This is a genomic window from Streptomyces sp. NPDC002536 (genome assembly GCF_053594995.1).
Window position 1 is genome coordinate 23,327 of record NZ_JBSFWU010000019.1, and the last position, 26,162, is coordinate 49,488.

23 protein-coding genes, 5 tRNA genes and 1 pseudogene are annotated in these 26,162 nt (G+C 70.1%); 18 read left to right on the top strand and 11 right to left on the bottom strand.

The window, feature by feature from the left end; all coding sequences use genetic code 11:
• Positions 1-101: 101 nt before the first annotated feature.
• Positions 102-947: a hypothetical protein gene (locus ACWD4B_RS09840; protein WP_451420283.1), complete on the top strand. Its 846-nt coding sequence runs from the start codon at positions 102-104 to the stop codon at positions 945-947.
• Positions 948-1,431: 484 nt separating this feature from the next.
• Positions 1,432-1,638: a developmental transcriptional regulator BldC gene (gene bldC, locus ACWD4B_RS09845; RefSeq protein ID WP_003949541.1), complete on the top strand. Its 207-nt coding sequence runs from the start codon at positions 1,432-1,434 to the stop codon at positions 1,636-1,638.
• Between the two features lie 381 nt (positions 1,639-2,019).
• Here the strand turns inward: bldC and ACWD4B_RS09850 are convergent, their stop codons facing one another.
• The 6 genes from ACWD4B_RS09850 to ACWD4B_RS09875 form a co-directional block, all read right to left on the bottom strand.
• Complete coding sequence (locus tag ACWD4B_RS09850) at positions 2,020-2,196, bottom strand: DUF6274 family protein (RefSeq protein WP_451420284.1); 177 nt, start codon at positions 2,194-2,196, stop codon at positions 2,020-2,022.
• Between the two features lie 205 nt (positions 2,197-2,401).
• Positions 2,402-2,476: transfer RNA gene (locus ACWD4B_RS09855), tRNA-Asp, on the bottom strand.
• Between the two features lie 183 nt (positions 2,477-2,659).
• Positions 2,660-6,622 (bottom strand): ATP-dependent RNA helicase HrpA, encoded by a 3,963-nt coding sequence (gene hrpA, locus ACWD4B_RS09860; protein ID WP_451420285.1) that lies wholly within the window; start codon positions 6,620-6,622, stop codon positions 2,660-2,662.
• Between the two features lie 165 nt (positions 6,623-6,787).
• Positions 6,788-6,864: transfer RNA gene (locus ACWD4B_RS09865), tRNA-Phe, on the bottom strand.
• 23 nt (positions 6,865-6,887) lie between these two features.
• Positions 6,888-6,962 (bottom strand) — tRNA-Asp (locus ACWD4B_RS09870).
• A gap of 38 nt (positions 6,963-7,000) precedes the next feature.
• Positions 7,001-7,073: transfer RNA gene (locus ACWD4B_RS09875), tRNA-Glu, on the bottom strand.
• 170 nt (positions 7,074-7,243) lie between these two features.
• Here ACWD4B_RS09875 and ACWD4B_RS09880 point away from each other — a divergent pair.
• From ACWD4B_RS09880 to ACWD4B_RS09895, 4 genes are all read left to right on the top strand, one after another.
• On the top strand, positions 7,244-7,594 hold the full coding sequence (locus ACWD4B_RS09880) for a metallopeptidase family protein (protein WP_336410129.1): 351 nt from the start codon (positions 7,244-7,246) through the stop codon (positions 7,592-7,594).
• Positions 7,595-7,735: 141 nt separating this feature from the next.
• The gene (locus ACWD4B_RS09885) at positions 7,736-8,224 is read left to right on the top strand and encodes a hypothetical protein (protein ID WP_336410128.1); all 489 of its coding nucleotides are present in this window, start codon (positions 7,736-7,738) and stop codon (positions 8,222-8,224) included.
• 232 nt (positions 8,225-8,456) lie between these two features.
• Positions 8,457-10,619 carry a DEAD/DEAH box helicase gene (locus ACWD4B_RS09890; RefSeq protein WP_451420286.1) on the top strand — a complete coding sequence of 721 codons (2,163 nt, stop codon included), beginning with the start codon at positions 8,457-8,459 and terminating at the stop codon, positions 10,617-10,619.
• A 132-nt stretch (positions 10,620-10,751) separates the two neighbouring features.
• Positions 10,752-10,824: transfer RNA gene (locus ACWD4B_RS09895), tRNA-Lys, on the top strand.
• Positions 10,825-10,961: 137 nt separating this feature from the next.
• Here ACWD4B_RS09895 and ACWD4B_RS09900 read toward each other — a convergent pair.
• Together ACWD4B_RS09900 and ACWD4B_RS09905 are read right to left on the bottom strand one after the other, a co-directional pair.
• Positions 10,962-12,461, bottom strand: a pseudogene (locus ACWD4B_RS09900) (site-specific integrase); the annotation flags it as partial.
• Positions 12,458-13,135, bottom strand: coding sequence for a hypothetical protein (locus ACWD4B_RS09905; RefSeq protein WP_171086222.1), 678 nt, complete (start codon positions 13,133-13,135; stop codon positions 12,458-12,460). The gene ACWD4B_RS09905 and the pseudogene ACWD4B_RS09900, both read right to left, overlap by 4 nt.
• Before the next feature lie 267 nt (positions 13,136-13,402).
• On the opposite strand from ACWD4B_RS09905, the gene ACWD4B_RS09910 reads away from it, so the two are divergent.
• The 4 genes from ACWD4B_RS09910 (at position 13,403) to ACWD4B_RS09925 (ending at position 16,688) form a co-directional block, all read left to right on the top strand.
• On the top strand, positions 13,403-13,648 hold the full coding sequence (locus ACWD4B_RS09910; protein WP_171086221.1) for a helix-turn-helix domain-containing protein: 246 nt from the start codon (positions 13,403-13,405) through the stop codon (positions 13,646-13,648).
• Positions 13,645-13,929, top strand: coding sequence for an integrase (locus ACWD4B_RS09915; protein WP_171086220.1), 285 nt, complete (start codon positions 13,645-13,647; stop codon positions 13,927-13,929). The genes ACWD4B_RS09910 and ACWD4B_RS09915 overlap by 4 nt, the downstream gene beginning before the upstream one ends.
• A gap of 147 nt (positions 13,930-14,076) precedes the next feature.
• The gene (locus tag ACWD4B_RS09920; RefSeq protein ID WP_171086217.1) at positions 14,077-15,123 is read left to right on the top strand and encodes a bifunctional DNA primase/polymerase; all 1,047 of its coding nucleotides are present in this window, start codon (positions 14,077-14,079) and stop codon (positions 15,121-15,123) included.
• The gene (locus tag ACWD4B_RS09925; RefSeq protein WP_171086215.1) at positions 15,120-16,688 is read left to right on the top strand and encodes a hypothetical protein; all 1,569 of its coding nucleotides are present in this window, start codon (positions 15,120-15,122) and stop codon (positions 16,686-16,688) included. The genes ACWD4B_RS09920 and ACWD4B_RS09925 overlap by 4 nt, the downstream gene beginning before the upstream one ends.
• Before the next feature lie 594 nt (positions 16,689-17,282).
• Here ACWD4B_RS09925 and ACWD4B_RS09930 read toward each other — a convergent pair.
• Positions 17,283-18,005: a GntR family transcriptional regulator gene (locus ACWD4B_RS09930; RefSeq protein WP_171086236.1), complete on the bottom strand. Its 723-nt coding sequence runs from the start codon at positions 18,003-18,005 to the stop codon at positions 17,283-17,285.
• A 206-nt stretch (positions 18,006-18,211) separates the two neighbouring features.
• Between ACWD4B_RS09930 and ACWD4B_RS09935 the strand changes: the two genes are divergently transcribed.
• The gene (locus ACWD4B_RS09935) at positions 18,212-18,412 is read left to right on the top strand and encodes a hypothetical protein (protein WP_451420287.1); all 201 of its coding nucleotides are present in this window, start codon (positions 18,212-18,214) and stop codon (positions 18,410-18,412) included.
• A gap of 79 nt (positions 18,413-18,491) precedes the next feature.
• On the top strand, positions 18,492-19,322 hold the full coding sequence (locus tag ACWD4B_RS09940; RefSeq protein WP_171086212.1) for a class I SAM-dependent methyltransferase: 831 nt from the start codon (positions 18,492-18,494) through the stop codon (positions 19,320-19,322).
• A 46-nt stretch (positions 19,323-19,368) separates the two neighbouring features.
• Here the strand turns inward: ACWD4B_RS09940 and ACWD4B_RS09945 are convergent, their stop codons facing one another.
• Complete coding sequence (locus tag ACWD4B_RS09945; RefSeq protein WP_391150570.1) at positions 19,369-20,679, bottom strand: UDP-glucose dehydrogenase family protein; 1,311 nt, start codon at positions 20,677-20,679, stop codon at positions 19,369-19,371.
• A gap of 84 nt (positions 20,680-20,763) precedes the next feature.
• On the opposite strand from ACWD4B_RS09945, the gene ACWD4B_RS09950 reads away from it, so the two are divergent.
• From ACWD4B_RS09950 to ACWD4B_RS09960, 3 genes are all read left to right on the top strand, one after another.
• Positions 20,764-22,089 (top strand): UDP-glucose dehydrogenase family protein, encoded by a 1,326-nt coding sequence (locus ACWD4B_RS09950; protein ID WP_171086208.1) that lies wholly within the window; start codon positions 20,764-20,766, stop codon positions 22,087-22,089.
• 283 nt (positions 22,090-22,372) lie between these two features.
• Positions 22,373-22,669 carry an aldo-keto reductase family protein gene (locus ACWD4B_RS09955; protein WP_190108330.1) on the top strand — a complete coding sequence of 99 codons (297 nt, stop codon included), beginning with the start codon at positions 22,373-22,375 and terminating at the stop codon, positions 22,667-22,669.
• Between the two features lie 396 nt (positions 22,670-23,065).
• On the top strand, positions 23,066-23,488 hold the full coding sequence (locus ACWD4B_RS09960) for a YjbQ family protein (RefSeq protein WP_171086206.1): 423 nt from the start codon (positions 23,066-23,068) through the stop codon (positions 23,486-23,488).
• A gap of 21 nt (positions 23,489-23,509) precedes the next feature.
• On the opposite strand, the gene ACWD4B_RS09965 is transcribed toward ACWD4B_RS09960, so the two are convergent.
• Positions 23,510-23,986: a DUF5994 family protein gene (locus tag ACWD4B_RS09965; RefSeq protein WP_171086204.1), complete on the bottom strand. Its 477-nt coding sequence runs from the start codon at positions 23,984-23,986 to the stop codon at positions 23,510-23,512.
• A 304-nt stretch (positions 23,987-24,290) separates the two neighbouring features.
• Between ACWD4B_RS09965 and ACWD4B_RS09970 the strand changes: the two genes are divergently transcribed.
• From ACWD4B_RS09970 to ACWD4B_RS09980, 3 genes are all read left to right on the top strand, one after another.
• A complete protein-coding gene (locus ACWD4B_RS09970; RefSeq protein ID WP_390781370.1) occupies positions 24,291-24,896 on the top strand; it encodes a DUF5994 family protein in 606 nt (201 codons plus the stop codon).
• A 223-nt stretch (positions 24,897-25,119) separates the two neighbouring features.
• Positions 25,120-25,404 carry a hypothetical protein gene (locus ACWD4B_RS09975; protein ID WP_190076246.1) on the top strand — a complete coding sequence of 95 codons (285 nt, stop codon included), beginning with the start codon at positions 25,120-25,122 and terminating at the stop codon, positions 25,402-25,404.
• Positions 25,405-25,615: 211 nt separating this feature from the next.
• On the top strand, positions 25,616-25,864 hold the full coding sequence (locus ACWD4B_RS09980; protein WP_390781371.1) for a hypothetical protein: 249 nt from the start codon (positions 25,616-25,618) through the stop codon (positions 25,862-25,864).
• The last annotated feature ends 298 nt before the right edge of the window (positions 25,865-26,162 follow it).

Consider the following 26,162-nt stretch of genomic DNA (forward strand, 5'->3'; position numbering starts at 1 on the left):
CGAGGATCACCCTCCCGTGGTCCGGCGCCGTGGGACGATTTGGACCGTATGGGGAGGGTGCCCGTCAACTCCCCCTTCTCCAGCGGCTTGAGGGAGCGAGCGTGGGCCTGGCGTCGTCGGTGACCGTCCCGTACGCGGCATACCTGCGGGTCTACGAGCCGCTGGGCGCCTTCCCCGAGCCCGAGCGCTCGCACTGGGCCCGTTACGCCCGCCGGCCGGGCCTGCCCTCCGCCCAGGACGAACTGCGGCGCTCGCTGGCCGATTTGCTGCCCACCCCGCCCGTCCCGGTCCCGGTGCACGAGAGCGGGGACGCCTTCGTCGCGGTCGTGGACGGCGTCGTCTGCGTCTGCCCCTGGCGCACCCGGCTGCGCGGCTGGCTGGCGCTGGAGGAGCTCGCGGCGCGGCTGCCGGCCCCGGTGCTGGACGCGGCGCTGCCCCCGGTGGTCCGCCGCCAGGCGCAGGCGGACTACGAGCGCTGGCAGGAGCGCAACCCGGACGCCCGTCCGTGGATCCGCACCGCGACGTGGCAGGTGCCGCTGCGCTGGTTCGTCCTCTTCTCCGGCGAGGAGCGGGAGTACGGCAAGGGCGAGCCGGGCGGCGAGGAGGTCGTGTTCCGCTACCGGACCCCCATGGTCCAGGCCAGGCGCCGGGTCGCCCGGGGGTTGCGCACGCTCCGGGACGCCATCGAGGAGGGACCGCTCATCGACGGCCTGGTAGATGTGGGGCGGTGGCTGGAGGAATTCCATCCGCGCTCGCTGGTCGAGCTGGACTACGGCGGGCTGGTGCATATGGTTCCGGAGGCACGGCTCGCCGAGGACCGCTCCGCCGCGGACACCGAGGAGGGCCTGGCGGCGCTGCGGGCCGGAGACGGGGTGCGGGCGGGAGAGGCGTACGAGCGGCTGACGGAGCGTTGGCGGGCCGTACGGGACCGCCAGTTCGCCAACTGAACGGGATCGGGGCGGCGGGTCTGGCAGGGTGTCTCCAGGACCTAGGTCCCGATCCGGGCCATTGCGGCAACCGTGACCTAACGCACTTTCGTCAGGTCTTGCGCCCATCGCCCATCGCCGTGGCAAAATAGGACAAGGAGTCCGGGAAGGGCTCCTTCCGTCCAACTAAGGGCGGATAGATCGGTATTGCACTCCTTGGCGGGTCTGGTGACCCCTGATCCCGCTGTGACTGATCGTCACGGTGGCGTGACTGTCCGCTATGGCACGGTCGGTCGGCTTCCGTCGAGGTTGAACACCTGAGAGGGCAATTCCATCGGTTTGGCCGACGTGGCTGGACAGATGGTGTAGTTGTAGTGCCGAGGACAAGCCGTTCGTCCTATAACCGACTCGGCCCGCGTCCGCCATTTCGGGCAACGCGGGTCAAGGTGCAGAATTTAGAGGAAAGAACCGACGTGATGGTTCGGTTCTCCCGAGGAGGCCGCTCATGACCGCTCGCACCCCTGATGCCGAGCCGCTGCTGACCCCGGCTGAGGTTGCCACGATGTTCCGCGTGGACCCCAAGACGGTCACCCGTTGGGCCAAGGCAGGCAAGCTCACGTCCATCCGCACGCTCGGAGGACACCGGCGCTACCGCGAAGCGGAGGTCCGCGCCCTGCTGGCGGGCATTCCGCAGCAGCGCAGCGAGGCCTGAACAACTGAAATGACCGGGTGTTGACCGGGGCCCCCAACCCGGACGCCGCCCACTCAGGCACCACGCTTCACCAAGCAGCAAAACGACGAGGGCACCTGCCCCAACAGGTTCCCTGCCCACCGACTTGGGCGAGTCGTCGATCGCGCTGGGCTCCGCCGGGCCCAGCGCGATCTTTTTATGCCGTCACCTTGCCGTCGTACGTACGGCTCCTCGGTGGGCAGTGCAATTGCACATATTAAATTGACCGGCCGCCCGGAGGGCGTGAGTTCCCCATCCGTGGGAACTCTTTACGTGACTCCCATCACAGCGCAGGTTTCTTGAATGCGCCGTGCTGCTGCGGTATTGAGGCCCGACTGCCGCGGGAGCGGCTGCCGTTGGCCGTCAGGGGGTGCCCTGTTCCCGTGCGGGGTCGGCCGCCTCCTGAGCGAGCCGCAGGAGGCGGTGACAGACCGGGCAGTGTCTGGTCAGATGGCGGTAGCCCGACGCGGCAGCGAGGTGGGCGCGCAGCAACGCCCGCGTCTCGTGCCGCGCGGCGTCGGGGCGGGTGGTCATCGGCATGGGGGCAGCACCTCCCACTGACTGGGTACGCCTGGCACGTGTCCCAGTCAAGGTCAAGGTGCAAGCCCACATACGAAAAGGCCCGGATCCGATGGATCCGGGCCTTCAACTGATCCGGTCCTGACGGGATTTGCTGTGTCCAGGGCGTCCGGGCGGACAGCAGTGAAGCCCGCCCCCGATGTGGGGAGCGGGCTTCACCTCAATGCGGTCCTGACGGGATTTGAACCCGCGGCCTCCACCTTGACAGGGTGGCGAGCACTCCAAACTGCTCCACAGGACCTTGCTGCACTTTCCGCTCTCGCGGCGTTGCGTGGATGACTCTACAGCAGGTCAGGGGGTGCGGTCGAACCCGATCACGCCGGACGGCGAGTGATCTGGGGCACGCGCCCCGAAGGGGCGCGGGGAACTGCGCGAGCAACCGCAGCGGACCCGCACCCGAAGAACCGCCCCCCCCAGCGGAGCGCTACGGCACCAGCGCGTCGATCGCCTTCACGATCCGCTTGTCGGACACGGGGTGCGCGGTGCCGAGGGCGTGCGCGAAGTAGCTCACCCGCAGCTCCTCGATCATCCAGCGGATGTCGAGCGCCTCCTGCGGCACCGGGCGGCCCTTGGGGAACTGCTCCAGCAGCCAGGCGTGCTCGTCCTGCATCTCCTTCACCTTGGCCATCCGCGTGCGGTCCCGCTCGGCGTTGGTGGGCAGCTGGGTCAGCCGCCGGTCGACCGCCACCAGGTAGCGCATGAGGTCGGGCAGCCGGCGGACGCCGTGGGCCGTCACGAAGCCGGGCTTGATCAGCGCGGCCAGCTGCTCCTTGACGTCCGTCAGGGACGGGAGCAGGGTCGGGCTCGTCGTCGCCTTCAGGCGGCGCTCGCAGGCCTGCCAGGCGGCCAGCACCTCCTGGACCCTGCGGACGGTGTCCAGCGTGGCGTCCATGATGTCGGCGCGCACGGCGTCGAAGAGCTTGCGGAAGGACTCCTCGTCCCAGGCAGGGCCGCCGTGCACGGCGATCAGCTTGTCGGCCGCGGCCGAGACGCAGTCGTCGAACAGCGCCGGGATGGAGCCGTGCGGATTGCGGGCGAGGGCGAGCTTCTGCTGGTTGCCGAGCTTGTCCTGGACGAACTTGGCCGGGTTCGACGGCAGGTTGAGCAGGATCAGCCGGCGGTTGCCGCGCCACATCGCCTCGCGCTGCTCGCTCTCGGTGTCGAACAGCCGCACCGCCACCGACGAGCCCTCGTCGACCAGGGCCGGATAGGCCTTGACGGGCTGGCCCGCGCGCCGGGTCTCGAAGGTGCGGGGCAGGGTGCCGATGCTCCACTGCGTGAGCCCCGACCGCTGCTCCGGCCCCGCGGTGCCCGTGCCGCCGGCCGGCCCGGCGGTGCGCTTGCCGGTGGACTGCTCGAAGGCCTTGTTGATCGCGGCCTGCGTCTTCGGCTTGAGCCGGAGCCGCAGGGCTTCCAGGTCCTTGTCCTCGGCGATCTTCCGGCGCCGCTCGTCCACGACCCGGAACGTGATCTTCAGGTGGTCCGGGACCCGGGCCGGGTCGAAGTCCTCGGCCTCCATCCGCACGCCCGTCATCCGGTGCAGGTCGCGTGCCAGGGCGGTCGTCAGCGGCCCCTGCAGCGGGACGGCGCCGTCGAGGAACCGGGCGGCGAAGTTCGGCGCCGGGACGCAGTTCCGCCGGATCGGCTTGGGCAGCGAGCGGATCAGCTCCGTCACCAGGTCCTCGCGCAGTCCGGGGATCTGCCAGTCGAAGCCCTCGGCCGAGACCTGGTTGAGCACCTGGAGCGGAATGTGGACGGTCACGCCGTCCGCGTCCGCCCCGGGCTCGAACTGATAGGTCACCCGGAACTTCAGGGCGCCCTGGCGCCACGAGTCCGGATAGTCGTCCTTGGTGACCGCTTCGGCGTTCTCGTTGATGAGCATGGAGTGCTCGAAATTGAGCAACTCCGGTTCCTCGCGGTGCTTGTGCTTCCACCAGGAGTCGAAGTGCGCGCCGGAGACGACGTGTTCGGGCAGCCGCTGGTCGTAGAAGTCGAAAAGCGTCTCGTCGTCCACGAGGATGTCGCGACGCCGTGCCCGGTGCTCCAACTCCTCGACCTCGCCGAGGAGTTTCCGGTTGTCGTGGAAGAACTGATGGTGCGTCCGCCAGTCGCCCTCGACGAGCGCATTGCGGATGAACAGATCCCGGCTGGTCTCCGGGTCGATCCGCCCGTAATTGACCTTCCGCTCGGTCACGATCGGCACGCCGTAGAGCGTCACGCGCTCGTAGGCCATCACGGCGGCCTGCTTCTGCTCCCAGTGCGGCTCGCTGTAGGTGCGCTTGACGAGGTGCTGGGCGAGCGGCTCGATCCAGTCCGGCTCGATACGGGCATTGACGCGCGCCCAGAGGCGGGAGGTCTCCACCAGTTCCGCCGACATGATCCAGCGCGGCGGCTTCCGGAAGAGCGCCGAGCCGGGGAACACGGCGAACTTGGCGCTGCGGGCGCCCAGATACTCGTTCTTCTCGGTGTCCTTCAGGCCAAGATGCGACAGCAGACCGGCCAGCAGCGACTGGTGGATGCGTTCCGGCGCCGCGTCCTCCTCGGCGAGGTGGATCCCCATCTGCTTGGCGACCGTGCGCAGCTGCGAGTAGATGTCCTGCCACTCGCGTATCCGCAGGTAGTTCAGGTACTCCGACTTGCACATGCGGCGGAAGGCCGAGGACGACAGGGCCTTCTGCTGCTCGCGCACGTAGCGCCAGAGGTTGAGGAAGGCGAGGAAGTCGCTCGTCTCGTCCTTGAAGCGTGCGTGCTGCTGGTCGGCCTGCTGCTGCTTGTCCGAGGGCCGTTCGCGCGGGTCCTGGATGGACAGCGCGGCCGCGATCACCATGACCTCGCGCACACAGCCGTTGCGGTCGGCCTCCAGGACCATCCGGGCCAGCCTGGGGTCCACCGGGAGCTGCGCGAGCTTGCGCCCGAGCGGGGTGAGCCGTTTCTTCGGCTCCTTCTGCTCCGGGTCGACCGCGCCCAGCTCCTGCAGCAGGGCCACGCCGTCCTTGATGTTGCGGCGGTCCGGCGCGTCGATGAAGGGGAACTTCTCGATGTCGCCCAGGCCCGCCGCGGTCATCTGCAGGATGACGGACGCCAGGTTCGTCCGCAGGATCTCCGCGTCCGTGAACTCCGGCCGGGAGAGGAAGTCGTCCTCCGCGTACAGCCGGATGCAGATGCCGTCGCTCGTCCGGCCGCAGCGGCCCTTGCGCTGGTTGGCGCTGGCCTGGCTGACCGGCTCGATCGGCAGGCGCTGGACCTTGGTGCGGTGGCTGTAGCGGGAGATGCGGGCGAAGCCGGGGTCGATGACGTAACGGATGCCCGGGACGGTCAGGGACGTCTCCGCGACGTTCGTGGCGAGAACGATCCTGCGCCCGGTGTGCCGCTGGAAGACCCGGTGCTGCTCGGCGTGGGACAGCCGCGCGTAGAGCGGAAGGATCTCGGTGAAGCGGAGCTTCTTCTTCTCCAGCGCGTCCGCCGTGTCCCGGATCTCCCGCTCGCCGGAGAGGAAGACCAGGATGTCACCGTCGCCCTCGGCCTGCAGCTCGTCCACGGCCTCGCAGATCGCGGTGATCTGATCGCGGTCGGCGTCCTCCGAGCCCTGCTCCAGCAGCGGCCGGTAGCGCACCTCCACTGGATACGTGCGGCCGCTGACCTCGACGATCGGCGCGTCGCCGAAGTGCCGGGAGAAGCGCTCGGGGTCGATGGTGGCCGAGGTGATGACGACCTTGAGGTCGGGGCGGCGCGGCAGCAGCTGGGCGAGGTAGCCCATCAGGAAGTCGATGTTGAGGCTGCGCTCGTGCGCCTCGTCGATGATGATCGTGTCGTACTGGCGCAGCTCGCGGTCCGTCTGGATCTCGGCGAGCAGGATGCCGTCCGTCATCAGCTTGACGAGCGTGTCGTCGCCGACCTGGTCCGTGAAGCGGACCTTCCAGCCGACCGCCTCGCCCAGCGGGGTGCGCAGCTCCTCGGCCACCCGCTCGGCGACCGTGCGGGCCGCGATCCGGCGCGGCTGGGTGTGCCCGATGAGGCCCTTGACGCCGCGGCCCAGCTCCAGACAGATCTTGGGGATCTGGGTGGTCTTGCCGGAGCCCGTCTCGCCCGCGACGATCACCACCTGGTGGTCGCGGACGGCCGCCAGGATCTCGTCCTTCTTCTGGCTGACCGGAAGCTGCTCGGGATACGTGATGGCCGGGACGGCCGCGCGGCGGCCCTCGACGCGCAGTTCGGCCTCCGCGATGCCCTCGGCGATCTCGGCCAGCACGGCCGCACGGGCCTCGGGCTTGCGGATACGGCGCGCACCGTCGAGCCGGCGCCCGAGCCGCTGCTGATCGCGGAGCGTCAGCTCGGGCAGGCGGCCGGAGAGGTCGGCGAAGGGGGCGAGGGCAGGCTGCGTAGACATACGGGATCCAGGATCGCACCGTGCGCCGCGCAGGGGCGAACCGATTTCCCTGGGGTGCGCCCCGAAGGGGCGCGGGGAACTGCGCGACCAGCTACGGACGGCCCGCAGTCGACCGACTGCGGGCCGGAAAACAACTCAGCCCCCCATCCGGAGATGGGGGGCTGCTGGTGGCTGGGGCCGGGGTCGAACCGGCGACCTTCCGCTTTTCAGGCGGACGCTCGTACCAACTGAGCTACCCAGCCACGCGATCCACGAGGGATCACAGCGGTCCTGACGGGATTTGAACCCGCGGCCTCCACCTTGACAGGGTGGCGAGCACTCCAAACTGCTCCACAGGACCAAGCGTGTGCGAGAACAAGTCTCGCACAGGATCTTGCGTGCCCCCAACGGGATTCGAACCCGTGCTACCGCCTTGAAAGGGCGGCGTCCTGGGCCACTAGACGATGAGGGCGGTCGGCCCACCTTGTCGCTTCGCAGCGCCTCGGGGACGTGAGAAGCATATGGGATGCAGGGACCTAACGCCAAAACGGTTTGCCTCCGGGCTCCCGGGACGAGCTCCGGCGGCCTCCGGCAGCCGCCGGGTCCGGGCATCGGGGGCCTTCGTGCCGGACAATGGCGGGCGTGCTGGAGATGACGCGCGAGGACTTCGAGGAACTGGTCGCCGAGGCCCTGGACCGGATCCCGCAGGAGCTGACGCGGCTCATGGACAACGTCGCGGTGTTCGTCGAGGACGAGCCCCCCGCCGCGGACCCGGAACTCCTCGGGCTCTACGAGGGGACGCCGCTGACCGAGCGCGGCGAGTGGTACGCGGGCGTGCTCCCGGACCGCATCACGATCTACCGGGGCCCGACCCTGCGGATGTGCGCCACGCGGGAAGAGGTGGTCCACGAGGCGGAGGTGACGGTCGTTCACGAGATCGCCCACCACTTCGGGATCGACGACGAACGGCTGCACGCACTCGGCTACGGGTGAGGGGTCCGGGTGACGGGCCCGGGCGAGGGGCGCCGGTCGCCGGCTTGTTCGGATCGTGCCGCGGTGGGCCGCGCGTGTCCTGGGCGGGGCGGGGCCAGTTGGGCAGGTCGCCTGTCCCCCGCGACCCTAAGGCGGTCCCCCATGCGCGTACCTTCAGCGCACTCGGCACTCACCCGCATCGCGGCCGTGGCCGTCACGGCCATGGCGCTCGGCGGTTGCATGAGTGTGAGCGACCCGGGCCGCCCCGCGCCCTCGGGCACGGACAAGCAGCGCGAGTCGGGTCCGCAGGCGGACGGCGCGGTGCGGCTGCCGGGCGACCGGCCGGGCCGTACGGACGCCAAGGCGCTCAGGGGCGCGAGCGGCAGCCCCTCGGCCAAGGGCGGCCGGTCCGCCTCGCCGTCGGCCGAGGCGTCCGCGACCCCCGGCGTGTCGCCGCCCGCCGTGCGCCCGGGCAAGCCCGCGCCGTCGAAGCCGGCCGGCGGTCAGACGGCTCCCGGCCGCCCGACCCCGCCGCCGGACCGGCCGCCCACGCCGCCGGCCGGCTCGCCGTCCTCGCCGGTGTCCCCGCCGCCGCAGTCGTCGGCCCCGCCGTCCCCGCAGCCGGGCCCGCAGGCCGGGCCGGCCTCGTAGCGGCCGGCGGGCGGGACTGTGGCGCAGGCCATGAGCAGGCGGCTTGCGCAGGACGGCATGAGGTGCGTATGGTGGTAGATCGTTTGATCCCATTTGCCCGGCGCCTGCACAGAAGCGCGCCGTGTGGCGCGTTCCTTACCTTGCCGTGGCTGACCGCATTGAGGCGGTCGTTTGCGAAAGCCGACACGGAGCTTGGGCGCGTGCCGAAACTCCGGAAGGTTTCGCATTTCGCATGTCCATTTCCACTGACCAGACCATCATGCCCGCCGCCGAGGACGAGATCGTTCTCGACGAGCTCGAGGTTGCTGCCGAGGCCGACGAGGCCACCGAGGCCGCTGAGCCCACCATCACCTTCGCCGACCTGGGCCTGGACGACGCCGTCGTCCGCAAGCTCGCGCAGAACGGTGTCACCACGCCCTTCCCGATCCAGGCCGCGACCATCCCGGACGCCCTGGCCGGCAAGGACATCCTGGGCCGCGGCCGCACCGGCTCCGGCAAGACGCTCTCCTTCGGCCTGCCGCTGCTGTCGACCCTGGCCGACGGCCGCACCGAGAAGAAGCGCCCGCGCGGCCTGATCCTCACTCCGACCCGTGAGCTGGCGATGCAGGTCGCCGACGCCCTCCAGCCGTACGGCGACGTGCTCGGCCTGAAGATGAAGGTCGTCTGCGGCGGTACGTCCATGGGCAACCAGATCTACGCCCTGGAGCGCGGCGTCGACATCCTCGTCGCCACCCCGGGCCGCCTGCGCGACATCATCGACCGCGGCGCCGCCTCGCTCGACAAGGTCCAGGTCGCCGTCCTCGACGAGGCCGACCAGATGGCCGACATGGGCTTCCTGCCCGAGGTCACCGAGATCCTCGACCAGGTGCCGAGCGGCGGCCAGCGCCTGCTGTTCTCCGCGACGCTGGAGAACGAGATCGACACGCTGGTCAAGCGCTACCTGGTCGACCCGGTCACGCACGAGGTCGACCCGTCGGCCGGTGCCGTCACCACCATGACCCACCACGTCCTCGTCGTGAAGCCGAAGGACAAGGCGCCGGTCACCGCCGCCATCGCCGCCCGCAAGGGCCGCACCATCATCTTCGTCCGCACCCAGATGGGCGCCGACCGCGTCGCCGAGCAGCTGCTCGACGCCGGTGTGCGCGCGGACGCGCTGCACGGCGGTATGACCCAGGGTGCGCGTACCCGCGTCCTGGAGGACTTCAAGGGCGGCCGCGTCAACTGCCTGGTCGCCACCGACGTCGCCGCCCGCGGCATCCACGTCGACGGCATCGACCTGGTCCTCAACGTCGACCCCGCGGGCGACCACAAGGACTACCTGCACCGCTCCGGCCGTACGGCCCGCGCCGGCCAGTCCGGCACGGTCGTCTCGCTGTCCCTGCCGCACCAGCGCCGCCAGATCTTCCGCCTGATGGAGGACGCGGGCGTCGACGCCTCGCGCCACATCGTCGGCGGTGCCGGCGTCTTCGACCCGGAGGTCGCCGAGATCACCGGCGCCCGTTCCCTCACCGAGGTCCAGGCCGACTCCGCGGCCAACGCCGCCAAGCAGGCCGAGCGCGAGCTCGCCAACCTCAACCGCGAGCTGGAGCGCGCCCAGCGCCGCGCCACGGAGCTCCGCGAGGAGGCCGACCGCCTGCTGGCCCGCGCCGCCCGCGAGCGTGGCGAGGACCCGGAGGCCGCTGTCGCCGCCGCGGCCGAGGAGGCCGCAGCCGAGGCCGCCAAGGAGGAGGCCGCCGCTGCCGTCCCGGAGCCGCGCCAGCAGTCGTCCTTCGAGCGCCGCGACGAGCGGGGCAACTTCGAGCGCCGGTCGGGCGGTTTCCGCCGCGACGAGCGTCGTGACGAGCGTCGTGACGACCGTCGCGAGGACCGCGGCGGCTTCCGTCGCGACGACCGCCGTGACGACCGTCCCTCGGGCGGCTTCCGCCGTGACGAGCGTCGTGACGACCGCCGTGACGACCGCGGTGGCTTCCGCCGTGACGACCGTCCCTCCGGTGGCTTCCGCCGCGAGGAGCGTCGTGACGACCGCCGTGACGACCGTGGCGGCTTCCGTCGCGACGACCGTCCCTCCGGTGGCTTCCGCCGTGACGACCGTCCCTCGGGCGGCTTCCGCCGCGAGGAGCGTCGTGACGACCGCCGTGACGACCGCCGTGACGACCGTGGCGGCTTCCGTCGCGACGACCGTCCCTCCGGTGGCTTCCGCCGTGACGACCGTCCGTCCGGTGGCTTCCGCTCCGGCGGCAGCGACCGTCCGTTCAACCGCGACCGTCGCGACGACCGCCCCTCCGGCGGCCACCGTTCCGGTGGCGGCGACCGCCCCTACGGCCGTCGTGACGACCACCGCGGTGCCGGCTTCGACCGCCGCGCCGACAAGCCGCGCTGGAAGCGCAACGGCTGATCCCCGCAACTGATCTGAGGGCCCGTACGGCACGCCGATGCCGTACGGGCCCTCGTCTTTCGGCCGTCCGCGCAACTGCATGGGCCATAACGACTCGGGCTCCGGCGGTCGGCCGGGCTATGCTGCGGGTGCGGGCCGTTAGCTCAATTGGCAGAGCAGTGGACTTTTAATCCATTGGTTGTGGGTTCGAGTCCCACACGGCCTACTACCCGATGAGGTCACAGCACCACCTGTGACCTGCATCTTTTCGCCCCGGCTGGGCTTCTCCAGCCGGGGCGAAGCCGTATTCTCCGGCTTCTGCGTGAGCGATGCGTGAGCGGCGGTGTCTCCAGCCGTTGCCGGGCGTGCCCGGGGGACCAGCCGCTCGGCAGCCTCGGCCACCTCCCGATCGACCTCGGGGAGCAGGCTCGTGTACGTGTCCGAGGTGAGCTTGATCGAGGACTGCCGCAGGGTCTCCTTGATGGTGTGGATGTCTCCGCCACCTCCATGGATCAGAGTCGCGGCTACATGGCGCAGATCACGAAGGTTGATCGGTGGCAGTCCGGCCGCCTTGGAGATGCGCCGGAACGCCTCGGACACCTTCTCGGGGTGCAGCCAGGAACCGTCCTCCTCCGTGAAGACCTTGCCCGTGTCGACCCATGCCGCGCCCCACTTGAGACGTTCTTTCGCCTGCTGCACCCGATGGGCCCTCAGAACGGCCACAACGCCGCTGGAGAGGGCGATCGTGCCCGCGCTGCCGTCCGTCTTCGGATCGGACTCGTAGGGCGTCCAGCCGTCCTGTACGAGCTCCTTGGCCACCGTCAGACTGGCACCGTCGAGGTCCACGTTCTCCCAGTCCTGCCCGACGCCTTCGCCGCGTCGCAGACCGCGGTGGGCGACCAGGTGGAAGAAGGCGTACAGCCGGTCCTTCTCGGCTTCGTCCAGGAAGGCGCCGACCTGTGCCGGGGTCCACACCATGACGGGACTCGGCTTCTCGCCCGTCGCAAGCCACCGCTGTACCCGCTCCTCGGTCCACAGCAGCGCCTTGGGCCGCTTGCCGGACTCCAGTTCGACATGCTCGGCCGGGTTGAAGGTGATGAGTTGCTGCGCGATAGCAGCGTTCAGGGCGGCCCGCAGCGTTGACCGGATGCGCTGCCGGGTGGCCGCTCCTGTCAGCTTCCGGAACGGCTTCATCTCGGCCAGCTTGGCGCGCTCCTCGGTCAATCTCGCGCGGTCGGCTGCCTTCGGGGCGCCCGGCCGGCCGTGCTTGCAGCGCGCGACCTGCTCACGCCGGGCCCGGTTCTCTGCGGCGATCACCTCGTTGTCGTCTGTGATCCCGTCGAACATCTCCACCAGGTGGCCGACGTTCAGCCGGTCGAGCCTGAGATGCCCGATGCGCGGCTTGAGGTGCACACGGATGTGCGACGTGTACCCGTTGGCTGTCGTCTTCCGGATCTTCTTCGAGGCCAGCCACTCGTCAAGCCACTCGCCGACGGTGATGTGTGCGGTGAGGGACTGCCCGGTGCGGAACTTGCGCCGGGTCTCTTCGAGGTCGGGCAGCGGCGCCTTGTCGGCCGCCACCTTCTCCAGCAACTCGGCTATTCGGTGCTGCCCCTCGGCGTCGTCGGTGTCGGGGAGGGCGAGGAGGGCGCGCACCTTGTCGAGGTCGGCCTGGGCCTCGGTCTTGGTGTCGTAGCCGCCCCGGGCGAACGAGCGTCTCTTGCCGTCCGGCCGCGCCGGCAGTTCCTGCCGGAGGGAGTACGTACCGTGCCGCTTCTGCTTCAGCTTCGGGCAAGAGGCACCGAGCGACTTCCCCGTCTCCGGGTCGCGGCAGTGGCACCGCCGGTACGTCGAACCCTTCACCCTTCATCCCCCTCGTTCGATCCTCTGGAGCCCTTCCGGACCTGCCCCAGTAGCCCCTGCTTGCGCGCTGCGCCGACCCACTTGGCGGCCGTGGAGTGCGAGATGTCGAAGTGGTCGGCGACGGTCTTCGTGGGCGGCTGGCCCTGTTCATGTGCCGTGCGGTAGACCTCGGCCACCGTCGCCAGATGCTCCGGAGTCAGATTGCGCCGTCCTCCCGGACCCTGCGCCGGGGGCGGCCCGGGCATCTGGTCCAGCAACGGCGCCAGCAGCTCCCGTGCCCGTTCCTTGCGTTGTGCCGTCGTCAGAGCCTGCTGCTCCTCGGACCGCTTCCATCCCCCGGCGGCATCGACCGCAGCCTCATCGTCGACCAGTTGCATGGCCGCGACGTACTTCCACTTGAGGACCGACCCGGTCTTCACGGCGAGTTCCAGCGGGAACGTGAGCTCATCCGCGCCCATGACAGCGACCAGGTTCATGCCCCGTCCGGGGGCCGCATGAAAGCACAGAGCGATGGTCATGCCGCTGCGCTTCTCGGTCGCGATCCCCGTGAAGTGGCTGGGCACCTTGAAGTTGTCGCCGATGTCCACGATCGGTGGATTGCCCTGGAACCGGTCGTACGGCCAGCCCGGCACGGCTAGATAGTCCCACCCCTCGGGGGTGTCGTATGGATGCATGGCTACATCCTGCCTCATCGGCAAAGAAGCGGCAAGGTTACGGCGTGGAGTGGCGGGTCGTGAAATGCGTCGCGACTGCAAGCGAGTGTGGAGGTGTCGGTGATCGCGGTGGAGGTATCAAGCGTGAAAGGTATGGAATATCAAGCGTGAAAGGTCAGGACCAACCGTTTGCTAAGGGGTGAGTGAGCCCTCGGGGAGGTGGTCCTAAACATTGCCTATCAAGCGTGAAACATCGCCATCCGGCAAGCTTTCGACTACAGTCTGACCATGGTCCGAACCGATGTCCTTCAACTCGTGTGGGTCCGCGACGCCGCCATGTCCGGCTCGGCGCGCCAGGCCCGCACCGAAGCCCGCCTGACCCTTTCCGAGATCGCCGAACTCTGCGAGGTCGACCCCTCGACCGTGTGGCGCTGGGAGCAGGGCAAGCGAGCCCCACGCGGAGAAGCAGCCCTTCGGTACGCGCGGGTCCTTCGCGCCCTCGCGTCTCGGGACAGCAGGGAGCCGGCTGCATGACGAGCCCCGGACTGACCCGTGCTGAGCTGCTGGCACTGCCCGCGGCCATTGATCTTGAGACGGCCGGCCGTGCCCTCGGCCTGAGACGCAGCACCACGTACGCCCTGGCCAAGCGCGATGAACTGCCGGTGCGCACTCTGCGCCTGGGGCGGACTCTGCGCGTCGTGACCGCCGAGCTGCTGGAGGTGCTCGGTGTCGCCCCCGAAGACGAGGGCGGGCCCCGCGCGGATGTTGGCGCATCCGCTGGGGCCCTCGAAGCCTCCGTCCCCGCTGCTGCATGAACAACGCGGCGGCACGGGGTGCGAACGACCAAGCCCGCCCCGTGCCGCCGGTAAGGAGACCTCTGTGACCGAGCGTACCCACCGCTCCGGTACGCCCACCATCGCCTGCTTCCCCGGGCAGTCGCCCGCCGACGGGGAGGCAGCCGCTTGAGCACGACGACCGCCCCCGACCCGCGCCGCGTCGCCCTGTGGGCAGCGGCACAGGGCTGGCATGTGATCCCTCTCTCGCCGGGCACGAAGGTGCCGATGCGCGGCTGCGCCCGATGCTCCTCGGGAACCAAGGAGCGCCCCAACCCGCGCTACGTCCAGCACGACGGCCACGGATGCGAATGCATCGAGGTCGGCCGCCCCTGCCATGGCGTCCTGGCCGCCACAGCCGACCCCGAACGCATCACCGCCTGGTGGGCCCGCATGCCTGCCGCCGGAGTCGGTATCGCGGCCGGACCCTCCGGCCTGGTCATCCTCGACATCGACTGCCACGACGGACAGCCGCCCGAGAATCCCGCCGAACTGCTCCCCGGAGTCGACCTGCCCGACGACCTCGCCCCCGGCAGCATCCACGACGGCCGCGACGTCCTCGCCCTGCTCTGCGAAGCGCGCCGCGCCCGCTATCCCGAGGGAACACCCACCTTCACGGTGCGGACCCCCTCGGGAGGCGTGCACCTCTGGTTCCGCGCCCCCGCTGGCACGACGTGGCGCCCGCTCGTCGGCGCGCTCGGCTGGCAGCTCGACGTCCGTGCCGGCTCGTCGTACGCCGTGGCACCGGGCACCGCCACCCGAGCGGGCCGGTACACGCTGCAAGGCGACTGCCGGACGGTCGCCGAACTGCCCGTGTGGCTCGCCCGAGACCTCGACCGCACCGGACACCGTGTGCGCCCGGAGCGGCCGCGCGTCGTGCTGCCCTGGCGTACGCGCCGCAGCGTGGGCAGCGGCTATGTGGCTGCTGCCGTACGTGACGAGCTGCGCGCAGTCGCAGAGGCGGCCTCCGGCACGCGCAACGACACCCTGAACCGGGCCGCGTTCAGCCTGGGCACCCTGATCACCCCGGCCGGCCTCGACCGAGCCCAGGTCACCGATGCGCTGCTCGACGCTGCCCACCATGCGGGCCTGCCCGAGAAGGAAGCCCAGGCGGCCATCCGCTCCGGCCTCTCCGCCGGGGCCCGCCAGCCGCGCACACTGGGGGCCGCCGCATGACGATGTCCCAGCCGTACGACGCGGCAGCCATAGCGCGGGCTCTCGTTGCCATCCCCGGCGGACGAGACGCGTACGCCGAGGCGGAAAGCCGGGCGCCGCAGGGTCGGCACAGGCAGCCGCCGCAGGCCGAACTGCTCCGCCTCATCGGCGAGAACGGATTCCGCTACTTCCGCAACGAAAGCGACGGCGAACCCTACGCCGTCCCGGAGAACGGTCCCGCCATCGCCGTCCCGCTGCGTGCCAAGGCCCACAGCGCCTCCGGCAGCCTGCGCCAGCACCTGATCCGTGATTACCTCACCACCTACAACCACCCTCCGTCGCAGAGCGCCCTGGCTGACGCCATCGCCGCACTCGACGCGCTGGCCTGTGACGCACCCGAATCCCAGCTCTGGCTGCGCGTCGCGCCCGACCCCGACGATCCCAACGTGACCTGGCTCGACCTCGGCCGGGCCGACGGTCAGTCGGTCCGCATTGCCCCCGGCGAGTGGACCCTCACCTACCCCGACCCCTCGACCGGTCCTGTGTGGCGACGCACCAAGCTCGTGGGCCGACTGCCTCTCCCAGTAAGCCCTACGGGCGGATGGCGAGCGGGTATGGAGGCTTTCGCCGAACTGCTGCCGTTCACCGAGAAGACCCTGCCCCTGGCCGTCGCTTGGCTGCTCGCCGCCCTGCGGCCGAGCATTCCCCGGCCGATCGCCTACCTCACGGGCGAGCAAGGCACTGGCAAGACCACTTCCGGCCGCATGCTCGTCGGTCTGCTCGACGGCCCCCGCACCCCGCTGCGCCAGGCACCGACGAACGACAGGGACCTCAGCGTCACGGCAACGGCCGGCTGGACCCTGCCGTTCGACAACCTTTTGAGCATCCCGCTCAAGCTCTCCGAATTCCTGAGCCGGGTGGTCACCGGCAGCGCGGACGTCAGCCGCGCGCTCTACAGCGACAACGACGTCAGCGTGCTGGCCTTCGAGCGCCCCATCCTGCTCACCGGCATCGACGTGGGCGCACTGAAATCGGACCTCTCCGAGCGCATGATGCCGCTCGAACTCAGGCCCATCACCAAGCGGCGGACCATCACGGACCTGTGGGGCGGGTACGAGCGGGCGCACCCCGAGATCCTCGGGGCGATGCTGGACCTGGCCGCCCTCGTCTGGGCCGAGCTGCCCCAGGCCGCTGCCGATCTCACCCACCGCCCCCGCATGGCCGACTTCTACGAGATCTTGTACGCACTCGACAGGGTGACCGGCTGGTCGGGCACCAGCACGTACGACGGAGCCCAAAGGGACCTCGTGGACGCGGTCCTCGACGGCGATCCGGCCATCGTCGCGCTGTGTACCTGGGCCCTCGGACCGTCGTTTCCGCGCGAAGGCTGGTCTGGAACCATGACCGACTTGCACGGTTTCCTCTCCGAGCGTGTGCGCCCAGGAGAACCCTTCCCGCGCACAGCAGCATCGCTGAGCGCGTGCCTCAACACCGCGGCGCCGTCGCTGCGACAGCGCGGCATCTACATCACACGCTCCAAGAGCAACAAGAACGGCAGGAAGTACACGATCACCGCTGAGACGTAGGCGGCGTAGCGGTCGACCCCCGCCCCGGGAAGCGAACGGCTCCCGGGGCGCAGGTGTACCCGGGGGACGATCACGGTCAAGAGGGGGACGCTCAGGGGACAGTCACCCGCTGGCACGAGACGCCCCAGAAGGCGGGGGAGCAGGGAATGTGGAGGCTCTGGCCCGCTCGGCTCCGTTGGAGGGGTACGCGGGGACGCTCTATCCCCCTGTCTTCTCTGTTCTGAAAAAGGTGGGGAAAGAAAGGGAGAGGAGACATGGAAGAGCAGCGTCCCCCCACGTCCCCCCAGCCAGTGCATCGCTTCGCGACCGGTCGCGACTGCGCGCGCACGCGCGCGAATAGCACGGACCACTGACATTGTTGGGTCCGAATCAGTGCCGCAGAACCGGTGGGCTGCCCTCCCAAACGGCAAAATAAAGGTCCGTCTGACAGTTTTCCTATATGCGACAGTTTTCGGCCCGCCACCCGTCGGCCTGGGCCAACTTCGTCACCCGTGTGGTGTGAGCGAACCCACATGCCGTCCGTGCTGCTGCCTCGCTGTATGCGCCTTCATCCGTGCATCGGCTTCAACACATCACCGGCGCTCGGACCATCGCTCACCTCTGGTCGGGGGCGGCGTCGAACCGGTACTCGTAGCCGATGACGTGGCGGTACGGCAGGCACCATTCGCCGTACTCGATGATCCCTTGGTCGTCCCACAGGCGGTGGGCTCCGGCGAGTATCGGCGTGCCGGTCTTCAGACCGAGGAAATCGGCCTCGCGGGGCTCGGCGTCCCGGGCGTGCATGTCGTCACGGCCTTCGACGGGGCGCCGGCCGGTGGCTTCGATGATGCGCGGCAGCAGGCCCGGGGCCTTGCCCGCGGCGGTGGACAGCAGGTCGGGCACCAGGACGGCGAACTCGGCCGGGTACCAGGTGACCGCGAGCATGAGCCGCTGCTGGCCCCGGCCGGTGTGCCACTGGCGGCGTACGACCTGGTCGCCTTCGTCGAGGTCGAAGATGTCGGCGACGTACAGGGGCGGGACGATGAGGTGGGCTTCGGTGACAATGACGGTCTCGCCGTCGCCCAGGACGCTGCCGGTCCGCAGGACGCGCGTGATCCGGTCGTAGCCGGAGGACCCGGCCTTGGGCGCGTTGGCGATGTAGGTGCCGCGCTGACTGGTGCGGATGTAGCCCTCGACCTGGAGCTGTCCGAGGGCTTTTTGCAGCGTGGCGACGGCAACGTCGTGTTCGGCAGCGAGGGCGCGGTGGTTGGGGAGCTTGGTGCCTTCGGGGAGTTCGCCGTCGAGGATACGGCGGCGGAACTCGGCCGCGAGGCGCATGTAGGGGTGCTGGGCCTCGGTCGGGTTTGCGGATTCCGGAACGTTGTTCACGGTGGCGGCTCCCAAGTGTGGTGTGGCCTAGGTCAGTTGAGTGTACTAGGCCACTCCTTGGTCTTGCGTTGAGTGGCCTAGGCCGAGCATCCTTACGGCCTAGGCCACACGTTCAGTGTCGGGCCGATCACGCATGCCTGGAAGGACTCGCGCCTGTGAGCCACCACGCACAGCACCACCCCCGTCGACGGCTCCGCAAGCCCGTCGATCTCGTCGGGACCATCGCGGCCTGGGTCTACGGCCTCGGCATCGCCGCCACCGTCGCGTGCCTGGGCCTGATGACCTGCCAGGAGCACGCCGGCAAGGCCCCGCATCTGCCTTCCGGGATCTCGCTCCTGGACCTCACGCAGGAGTGACCACCGCGGCCCGCCGACGGCCACGCTGTCGGCGCCCTTGCCGCTCAGCACACCACCGACCATCGGAGGTGCACTTCCCATGACCGAAACGACCGACCACCCCACCCCGTACCGAAAGCCCTCGGAGATCTTCTCCACCACGGCGTCCTGGTACGTCCGCTACCGGCGCCCGCACCCGCCGGTCCTGCTGGACCTGATCGCGTCCATGGCCCACGAGCACACGGCGGCCCCCCGGATGCTCGACCTGGGGTGCGGCCCCGGCCCCGTCTCCTTGGACCTGGCCGTACGCGGCGTCGACGTCATCGCCCTCGACCCGAGCCCGGAGATGCTGGACGCCGCCCGCGCGGAGGAGAAGGAACGCGGGCTGTCCGGCACCGACTGGCGCCAGGCCACCGCGGAGAACGTGGCCTGCCTCCCCGGAGTACGTGGGGTCTCCGGGGCGGTGGCCGCCGATGCCTTCCACTGGATGGACCGCGAACAGGTCCTGCGGCAACTGGACGAGGTGACGGCACCGGGCGGGTTCGTCGCCCTGCTGTGCTCGCACGCCGCCGGTGCCCCACGGCCGTGGTGGCACGAGCTCATCGGCCAGGTGCGAGCCCGGTTCGTCGGCACCGCCCCGGCAGCCGGCCCACGTGAGTCCTACCGGGTACCCGAGGGAGACCACGAGAGCGTGCTGAGGCGCTCGGCCTTCCACCAGATCACCGTCACACGGGCCGAGCACCTGGTGTCGTACAGCACCGAGGAACTGATCGGCGCCCAGCTGACCTACGCCTACTCCTCCCCGGTAGTGCTCGGCGACCAGCGGCGCGCCTTCGAGGACGCGTTACGCGAAGTGCTGATCGCGGCCGAGCCGTCTGGCCGGTTCGAGTACACGGCGACAGCCGCGCTGATCACCGGCCGCCGTGGCTGAAGCAGGGGTGTCCCGTGCCCACGAGGCGCGGGACACCCGGCACCGGTCAGCCCTTGCCCAGGCGGTGAACGGTCCAGCCGGCCATCGCCCACCGGTCGGTGTCGATGGTGCTGCGCGCGTCGATCAGGACGCGGTCGGCCACGGCCTGGCCGACGGCTTCGGGGTCGGCGTCGGCGAACTGTGGCCACTCGGTGGCCAGCAGCACCACGGCCGCGTCCCGGGCGGCCTCGATGGCGCTCCCCGCATACGCCAGGTCGGGGTGTCCGGCACGGGCGTTGGCGTTGGCCATCGGGTCGAAGACCGTCACGACCGCTCCGGCATCGTGCAAGCGGTCGGCGACATCGAGGGCCGGGGAGTCGCGGATGTCGTCGGTTCCCGGCTTGAACGCCGCTCCCCACACGGTGACCCTCTTGCCCGTCAGCTCCCCGCCGACCACCGCCCGTACCCGTTCGACGGTGCGCGACCGGCGGTCGCGGTTGATGGCGTCCACGCCCCGCAGGAACGCGAACGAGTCGCCCACGCCGAGTTCTTCGGCACGGGCGGTGAAGGCCCGCACGTCCTTCGGCAGGCAGCCGCCCCCGTATCCGAGACCAGGGCTCATGGCCCGGTGTCCGATGCGGGTGTCGTAGCCGATGGCCTGGGCGACCACGGCCGCATCCGCCCCGGTGGCCTCGCACAGGTTCGCCATCGCGTTGATGAACGAGATGCGGGTGGCGAGGTAGGCGTTGGCGGCCCCCTTGACGAGTTCGCACGTCTCCGGGTCCGTGACGATCAGCGGGGAACCGGCGTCCACGATCGGGGCGAACGCCTCCCGGATGGTTTTCTCCGCCCAGGGGGAGGAGACACCGGCCACGATCCGGTCCGGCCGGAGCGTGTCGGCGACCGCGTGACCCTCGCGCAAGAACTCCGGCGACCAAGCGACTTCGACGGCCTCACCGGCCGGAGCCAGACGGTGCACCAGCTTCCGGACGGCCGCCGTGGTGCCAACCGACACGGTGGATTTGCCGACGATCAGGCACCGGCCGGTCAGGTGTGGGGCGAGGGCTTCGACGGCGGCGAAGACCTGCGAGAGGTCGTAGCCGCTGCCGTCGGGAAGGTCCGGCGTCCCGACACCGATGAAGTGCACCTCATCGTGCTCGGCCGCAGCCCGGATGTCGGTGGTGAACCGCAGTCGCCCGCCGACGTGCCGGGCGAGCAGGTCATCGAGTTCGGGTTCACGGAACCAGGCCCGGCCCGAGTTGAGGGTCTCGATCTTGTCCGGGTCGATATCGACCCCGATGACGTCGTGTCCGATCTCGGCCATAGCGGCGGCGTGCGTGGCTCCCAGGTGCCCGCACCCAATGACGGTCATCCGCACTGCAAGCGCCTTTCTCTCGGCGATGTCGTGGCCCGCCACACAACCACCAACGAGCACAGCCACACAAAGACGGAGGTCAAGCCCGTGAAAGTCACTGTGATCGGCTGTGGGCGCCTCGGCGCCCCCTACGCCTGCTCCCTCGCGGCCATCGGGCACGAGGTGCTCGGCGTCGAAGTCTCACCCGCAGTTCTCGGACGCCTGAGCCAGGGCCTCGCGCCGTTCGACGAACGAGGGCTCGGGGAAGCGGTCGCCGAGCATCACGCCTCGGGCCTGCTCAGGTTCACCGGCTCGTACGAGGAGGCCGCCGCGTTCGCGGACGTGCACTTCGTGTGCGTGCCTACCCCGCAGCAGGACGGCGGGCTCGGCGCAGACCTCTCGGCGATCGAGTCCGCCATCACCTCGCTTGCCTCCCGCGCCTCGGGCCGCTGTCTGATCGTCGGCAAGTCCTCCGTCCCCGTCGGCACCGCAGCCCGCATGGGTCGGCTAGCCGCCGACCACGCCCCCGACGGCGCCCAGGTGACGGTGGCGTGGTCGCCGGACTTCCTGCGCGAGTCCACCTCGCTCGAAGACGCCGCCCGCCCCACCCGGATTATCGTCGGCCTCCCCACGTGCGCGGGGCAGGCAGAAGCGACGCTTCGGAGGGTCTGGGCACCGTGGACCGAGGCCGGGGTGCCCCTGGTCGTCGCGGACCTGGCTACTGCGGAACTGGCCAAGTCGGCTGCGAACGCCTTCCTCGCCACGAAGGTCTCCTTCATCAACGCGATGGCGGCCCTGTGCGAGGCATCCGGCGCTGACATCCACACCCTCGCCGAGTCCCTCGCCCACGACCCCCGCATCGGCAGCGCGATGCTCGACTCCGGCCTCGGGTTCGGCGGCTCCTGCATCCCCAAGGACATCCGGGCCCTCATCGCGCGTGGCAGGCAACTCGGGGTGCCCGAAGTCGGCTTCCTGCACCAGATCGACGCCATCAACATCCGGCGCCGGCGCCGTGTCGTCGCCCTCGCCCGTCAGGCGTGCGACGGCAGCCTCGCCGGTCGCCGGGTCGCCCTGTGGGGAGCCGCCTTCAAGCCCGGCACCGACGACGTCCGCGACTCGCCCGCCCTCGCCGTGGCCGCTGACCTTCACGCCGCTGGGGCCTCGGTCGCCATCCACGACCCCAGGGCCCTGCCCACAGTCCGCCGCCAAGCCCCCGAGCTGGAATGCGTCGACGACTTCGAGCGGGTTCTGGACGGCGCTGACGTTCTGCTGCACCTGACCCACTGGCCGCAGTACGCCGACGCCGACCCCGAACTCCTCATCGCCAAGCCAGCCCAGTACCGACTGGTGGACGCACGCGGCACCCTCGACGCCCGCCGCTGGACCGACGCCGGATGGGTCTACCAGGGACTCGGGTACGCACTGACGAGCTGAACGACATTCCCGCACGTGGGCGCGCAGCCACCTGTTGCGGTCCTTCACCGGGCTCGCGTCCCCGGTCACCAGGAGACGCGAGGCCGCTCGTTCTTCAGATGACCTCGATGGTCGTGGACGGCGAGGTCTGGCCGCCGACGGAGAACTCCCCGCTGGTGGGGCCCAGGGGGTGTCATCGCCGGTGCTCACGCAGACACACCTGGCCGGGTGCGCGCCACCAGTGGGGATGGCCAGGTCGACGTCGGAGAAGGTCAGGCACTGCCCGTCGGCGGAGAGGGTTCCCATGTACGCGGTGGAGGGGGCGTTGCCGTCCTGGACGGTCAGCCTGATCATGGACCGCCCGATCCGCCAGTCCCTCGGCGGCTGGGGCCCGCTCGTCCAGGCCCGCGCCGCCGGGCTGACCACGTTCGCCTCGTCACCGCTGCACGGCGGCGAACTGATCGATCTGATGCCCCCCGAGCTGGTGGAGCTCATCCGGCCCGGCCTCTCCCCGGCTGCCGCGTGCCTGCTGGTGGCCGCGTCAACCCCGAGCCTGGACATCATCCCTCCTAGCAGCCAGCAGTTCCGGGCATTGGGCTGAGGCAGCCGCCGCCCAGCGGTCGCGGACCGTCGTCCGCCCGCCGGGGACTCCGGCGAGTACATCGAGCGACCGCCGGGGATCGGCCCACCACTCGTCGGGCGTCCAACGGTAGGGGGCACGGCCGCCCCAGGACCCTTCTCCAGAACTGTGGCGGCCCGCTCCGGGCCGTGGCAGGCGCAGAAGCTGGAGAGCTACGAGCCGTCAGCTGGCGGCACGGTGTACCTGCGAGGGATGGGCCTCACCGCGCAACCCGTTCCGGCCCCACGTCACGCACAGGGCTGATCGGGCTGCTTTTGAGGTTTGTCGGGCAGTGGGGCTGTTCGGGCGGCCGGAGTCCCCGCGGAACAACCCGTCCAGCCGTCAACGCTGCTCCCGAACAGCGGGTACTGGTGAACCATGACCGGCACCTTCACCACCCGCATTGTCGACGTGACAACAGGCTCCGCCGAGACCATGCACGACCTGACGAACGCGTGCACCGCGTTCCTCCGGGAGGTCGCTCACGGGCGAGATGGGCTGCTGAACGTCTTCACCCCGCACGCGACGTCTGGTCTGGCGGTCATCGAGACCGGCGCGGGTAGCGACAACGACCTGTTGGCGGCCCTCCGCGAGGTTCTTCCCGCGGACGACCGTTGGCGGGACCGTCACGGCGGTTCGGGCCCCGGCCGTGATCACATGCTCCCGGCTCTGGTGCCGCCGCACGCCACGCTGCCCGTGATCGGTGGTGAGCTGGAGCTGGGGACCTCGCAGTCCGTCGTTGTGGTGACCACCGACCAGGGCGGCCCCGACCGCCAGGTCCGGCTGTCCTTCCTCGGCTGACCCGAGCCGTCGCCTCGACGTTCAGGTCCGCGGGGTGCTGCCGGTGTCGATGAGGATCTGTTCGGCCCGGGTGACGTTGTCGGCCCGCACGGCTCTGGCCATCGCGGCGCGTGCCGCGTCGGGCGTGGCGTCGGGCGGGACCACCAGCAGAGCGAAGTGGTCGTTCTCGCCCCGGGTGATGAGGACCGTGTCGTCACCGACCGGGAAGGAATCGATGCGCACGACCCGGTCCTCGATGATCAGCCGGGTCGGGAGCTCTTCCCAGGCGCTCGCGTCCAGGCCGACGCGCGTGATGGGGCCGACGTGCTCGGTCAGGGCGGTGATCAGGCTGGGAAGCTCGGCACCGATGTCACGGGAGCGCGGCCACCACGCGCCGTCCAGGATTCCCCCGCGCTCCCGTGTCGTCTCCAGCCGCAGGAGGGCCGTCCCGGGTTTCACGGCATGGTGGATCGCGTCCGGCAGAAGTCCGGGGAGGCGTGGAGTGTCGGAATCGGCCATGGCCTGCTCGCCTGCCTCCGAGGGTTCGGCGTCTTCGTTCGTCGTCCGGGGTGCGTCGCAGTCACCGGGCGAGCCGCTCGCAGTAGTCCCACCGTACTCCGCAGGCTGGTGGCGGGCTCGCCCACTCGACCCGCGCGCGCCTGCGCTCCCGAAAATTGCCTGGTCGCGCAAGGTCTGCAGGTCGCCTACCGGAGTAGGGTGGAGAGACTGGGAACACTTCGTACACCGGCCTCCACGCGGGTGTCGTTCCCGGCGAGTCACAACGCCGGGCAGTCGACGACGAGCCCGGGGACAGGTCCGCATCATGATCGTGACCACCGGCTCTGCGACCGCTGCTGAGCGTGCCCCTTCGCCGCCCGCTCGCCTGTCCCTGACGCCGGGGACGGCGTCGGGCCTGCTGGATGGGGCCTGGTGGCCCCGCTCTCGCGACCTGGCCCGTGAGCTCCCCGCACTGGCGGAGAGGCTGGACCATTCCTGGGGGCGGGTCACCCGCGTCACGGTGAATCCGGCCTTCTGGCCCGTGATCCCGCGCAAGGTTTCCGTCAAGGGGCACACGGTGCACGTGGGCTGGTTCACCAATGAGCAGGACCCGCACAAGCTCCTGCTGTTCTCCTACTCCGCGGACCGCCTGGACCTGCTGATCATCCCGCCGGAGACCGGGCCGGCCGCGGCCGCCCGGCTGATGTCCGCCGCGACCACCCCCGGAAGCCTCCTCACCGCGAGCCGGCTGATGGAGGACGAACGAGCGGCCGACGACGCGACGCAGTCACGGGACCGCGAAGAGGAGTGGGAGACGGAGGGCGGGACCGCGCCGCCACCGGCCGGGCACCCGACCGGGCCTCCGCGCTCCGCCCAAGGGATATGGGGACCGTGGAGACCACTGTCACTCCGGCCGTGGTCCTCATCGTGATCGCGGTGGGAGCTCTCCTGATCCACCGGCTCAACGCCCAGCACGACGAAAGGATCGCGGACTTCCGCTGCGGCGGCGCCCTGCCGTGGCACGACAGCGGGAGCCGGAACCGCCCGCGGTCGGCCATCGGCCCCGCCGGGCCTCTTTGCGCCCGAAACCGCCACGAGCAACCGCACGGGGACCGCAGGCGACTCCGCCTTTTCTCCGGCCGGAGGAAGTGACCATGACGTCCGCACGCACCACCCCCATGCCAGCGGAGCCGGTGCCGCCGGCAGGGCGCGCCGACATTCGCATCACCGCCGCGTCCCCCGAGACCGCCCGCCGCGTCGTGGAAGTCCTCCGGCGCTGCTTCGATTCCACTGAGCAACGCAGCTATCCGGCCGGCCACGAAGGCGGTACCCGGCTCCACCTCACCGTCGACACCACGCGTCCAGCTGAGCCCGCGCGATCCTGGCTGGCGACCAGCCGGAGCGTGGCGGCCGACCACCCGCAGGACGACGAAGCCTGACAGTCCGTGCACGCCCCCGCACATGCCCCCAGGTCAGCGACCTGAGGGCACCAGTGAATCGCCGACTCGACCTGATCGGCGTGGGCTCCGCGTGGAGGAAGCTCCGCACCCGGCCGGGCTGCCCCGCACATGAGGAGAGTCCCACACGGTGGGTGCCGCGACCTTCTCATCCCGGAGGGCGAAGCTCGCGAAAGGACCGTACCGTTGGCCCATGAGCGTCTTCATCAAACTGGTGGAAAATCGCCCACCGAAGGAATACGCGAACGATCGGACGGCGGACATCTCCTACGACGACACCGTCGAGGGCAACGCCGAGATCAGTTACCAGTACGACGTACTTCCCGGCGGCATCCTGAGAATCCTGCGGGTCGCAAGAGGAGAGGAAGCCGTCATCCACGCGGTCTACGCCCCGGGCCTGTGGTTCCGCGTCGAGGGCCTCTGTCGCGGCACTACGGAATAGCGGCCTCCCATGCGCGCGCTGCCGATCATGGACCTGTGTCGTTGTCCATCTCCTTCACAGAAGGAGCAACGTGGCTCCCAGTCCCGTTGCGGGCGGGTCCGACTGGCGCAAAGGCGCAGGTCAGCCCTCACAAAGTGCGTGAGCAATGCGTGAGCGGTGCGTGCACGGACGCCCTTGGACAGGCTCGGACGAGCCTGTCTCAGCCGGACGCCACACCCGTGCTGACCTGCGCCGGAGTCGCTGAGCTGGATTACGGCTCGTCCTCCTGGACGATCTCCTCGGGACTTTTAATCCATTG

What these genes read in the sequence shown, in the direction of transcription:
- bldC (WP_003949541.1), top strand. Translation starts at nt 1,432, where the DNA reads ATGACCGCTCGCACCCCTGATGCCGAGCCGCTGCTGACCCCGGCTGAG.
- ACWD4B_RS09850 (WP_451420284.1), bottom strand. Translation starts at nt 2,196, where the DNA reads ATGCCGATGACCACCCGCCCCGACGCCGCGCGGCACGAGACGCGGGCG.
- hrpA (WP_451420285.1), bottom strand. Translation starts at nt 6,622, where the DNA reads ATGTCTACGCAGCCTGCCCTCGCCCCCTTCGCCGACCTCTCCGGCCGC.
- ACWD4B_RS09885 (WP_336410128.1), top strand. Translation starts at nt 7,736, where the DNA reads ATGCGCGTACCTTCAGCGCACTCGGCACTCACCCGCATCGCGGCCGTG.
- ACWD4B_RS09890 (WP_451420286.1), top strand. Translation starts at nt 8,457, where the DNA reads ATGTCCATTTCCACTGACCAGACCATCATGCCCGCCGCCGAGGACGAG.
- ACWD4B_RS09905 (WP_171086222.1), bottom strand. Translation starts at nt 13,135, where the DNA reads ATGCATCCATACGACACCCCCGAGGGGTGGGACTATCTAGCCGTGCCG.
- ACWD4B_RS09910 (WP_171086221.1), top strand. Translation starts at nt 13,403, where the DNA reads ATGGTCCGAACCGATGTCCTTCAACTCGTGTGGGTCCGCGACGCCGCC.
- ACWD4B_RS09915 (WP_171086220.1), top strand. Translation starts at nt 13,645, where the DNA reads ATGACGAGCCCCGGACTGACCCGTGCTGAGCTGCTGGCACTGCCCGCG.
- ACWD4B_RS09925 (WP_171086215.1), top strand. Translation starts at nt 15,120, where the DNA reads ATGACGATGTCCCAGCCGTACGACGCGGCAGCCATAGCGCGGGCTCTC.
- ACWD4B_RS09930 (WP_171086236.1), bottom strand. Translation starts at nt 18,005, where the DNA reads ATGCGCCTCGCGGCCGAGTTCCGCCGCCGTATCCTCGACGGCGAACTC.
- ACWD4B_RS09940 (WP_171086212.1), top strand. Translation starts at nt 18,492, where the DNA reads ATGACCGAAACGACCGACCACCCCACCCCGTACCGAAAGCCCTCGGAG.
- ACWD4B_RS09955 (WP_190108330.1), top strand. Translation starts at nt 22,373, where the DNA reads ATGTACGCGGTGGAGGGGGCGTTGCCGTCCTGGACGGTCAGCCTGATC.
- ACWD4B_RS09960 (WP_171086206.1), top strand. Translation starts at nt 23,066, where the DNA reads ATGACCGGCACCTTCACCACCCGCATTGTCGACGTGACAACAGGCTCC.
- ACWD4B_RS09965 (WP_171086204.1), bottom strand. Translation starts at nt 23,986, where the DNA reads ATGGCCGATTCCGACACTCCACGCCTCCCCGGACTTCTGCCGGACGCG.
- ACWD4B_RS09970 (WP_390781370.1), top strand. Translation starts at nt 24,291, where the DNA reads ATGATCGTGACCACCGGCTCTGCGACCGCTGCTGAGCGTGCCCCTTCG.
- ACWD4B_RS09975 (WP_190076246.1), top strand. Translation starts at nt 25,120, where the DNA reads ATGACGTCCGCACGCACCACCCCCATGCCAGCGGAGCCGGTGCCGCCG.
- ACWD4B_RS09980 (WP_390781371.1), top strand. Translation starts at nt 25,616, where the DNA reads ATGAGCGTCTTCATCAAACTGGTGGAAAATCGCCCACCGAAGGAATAC.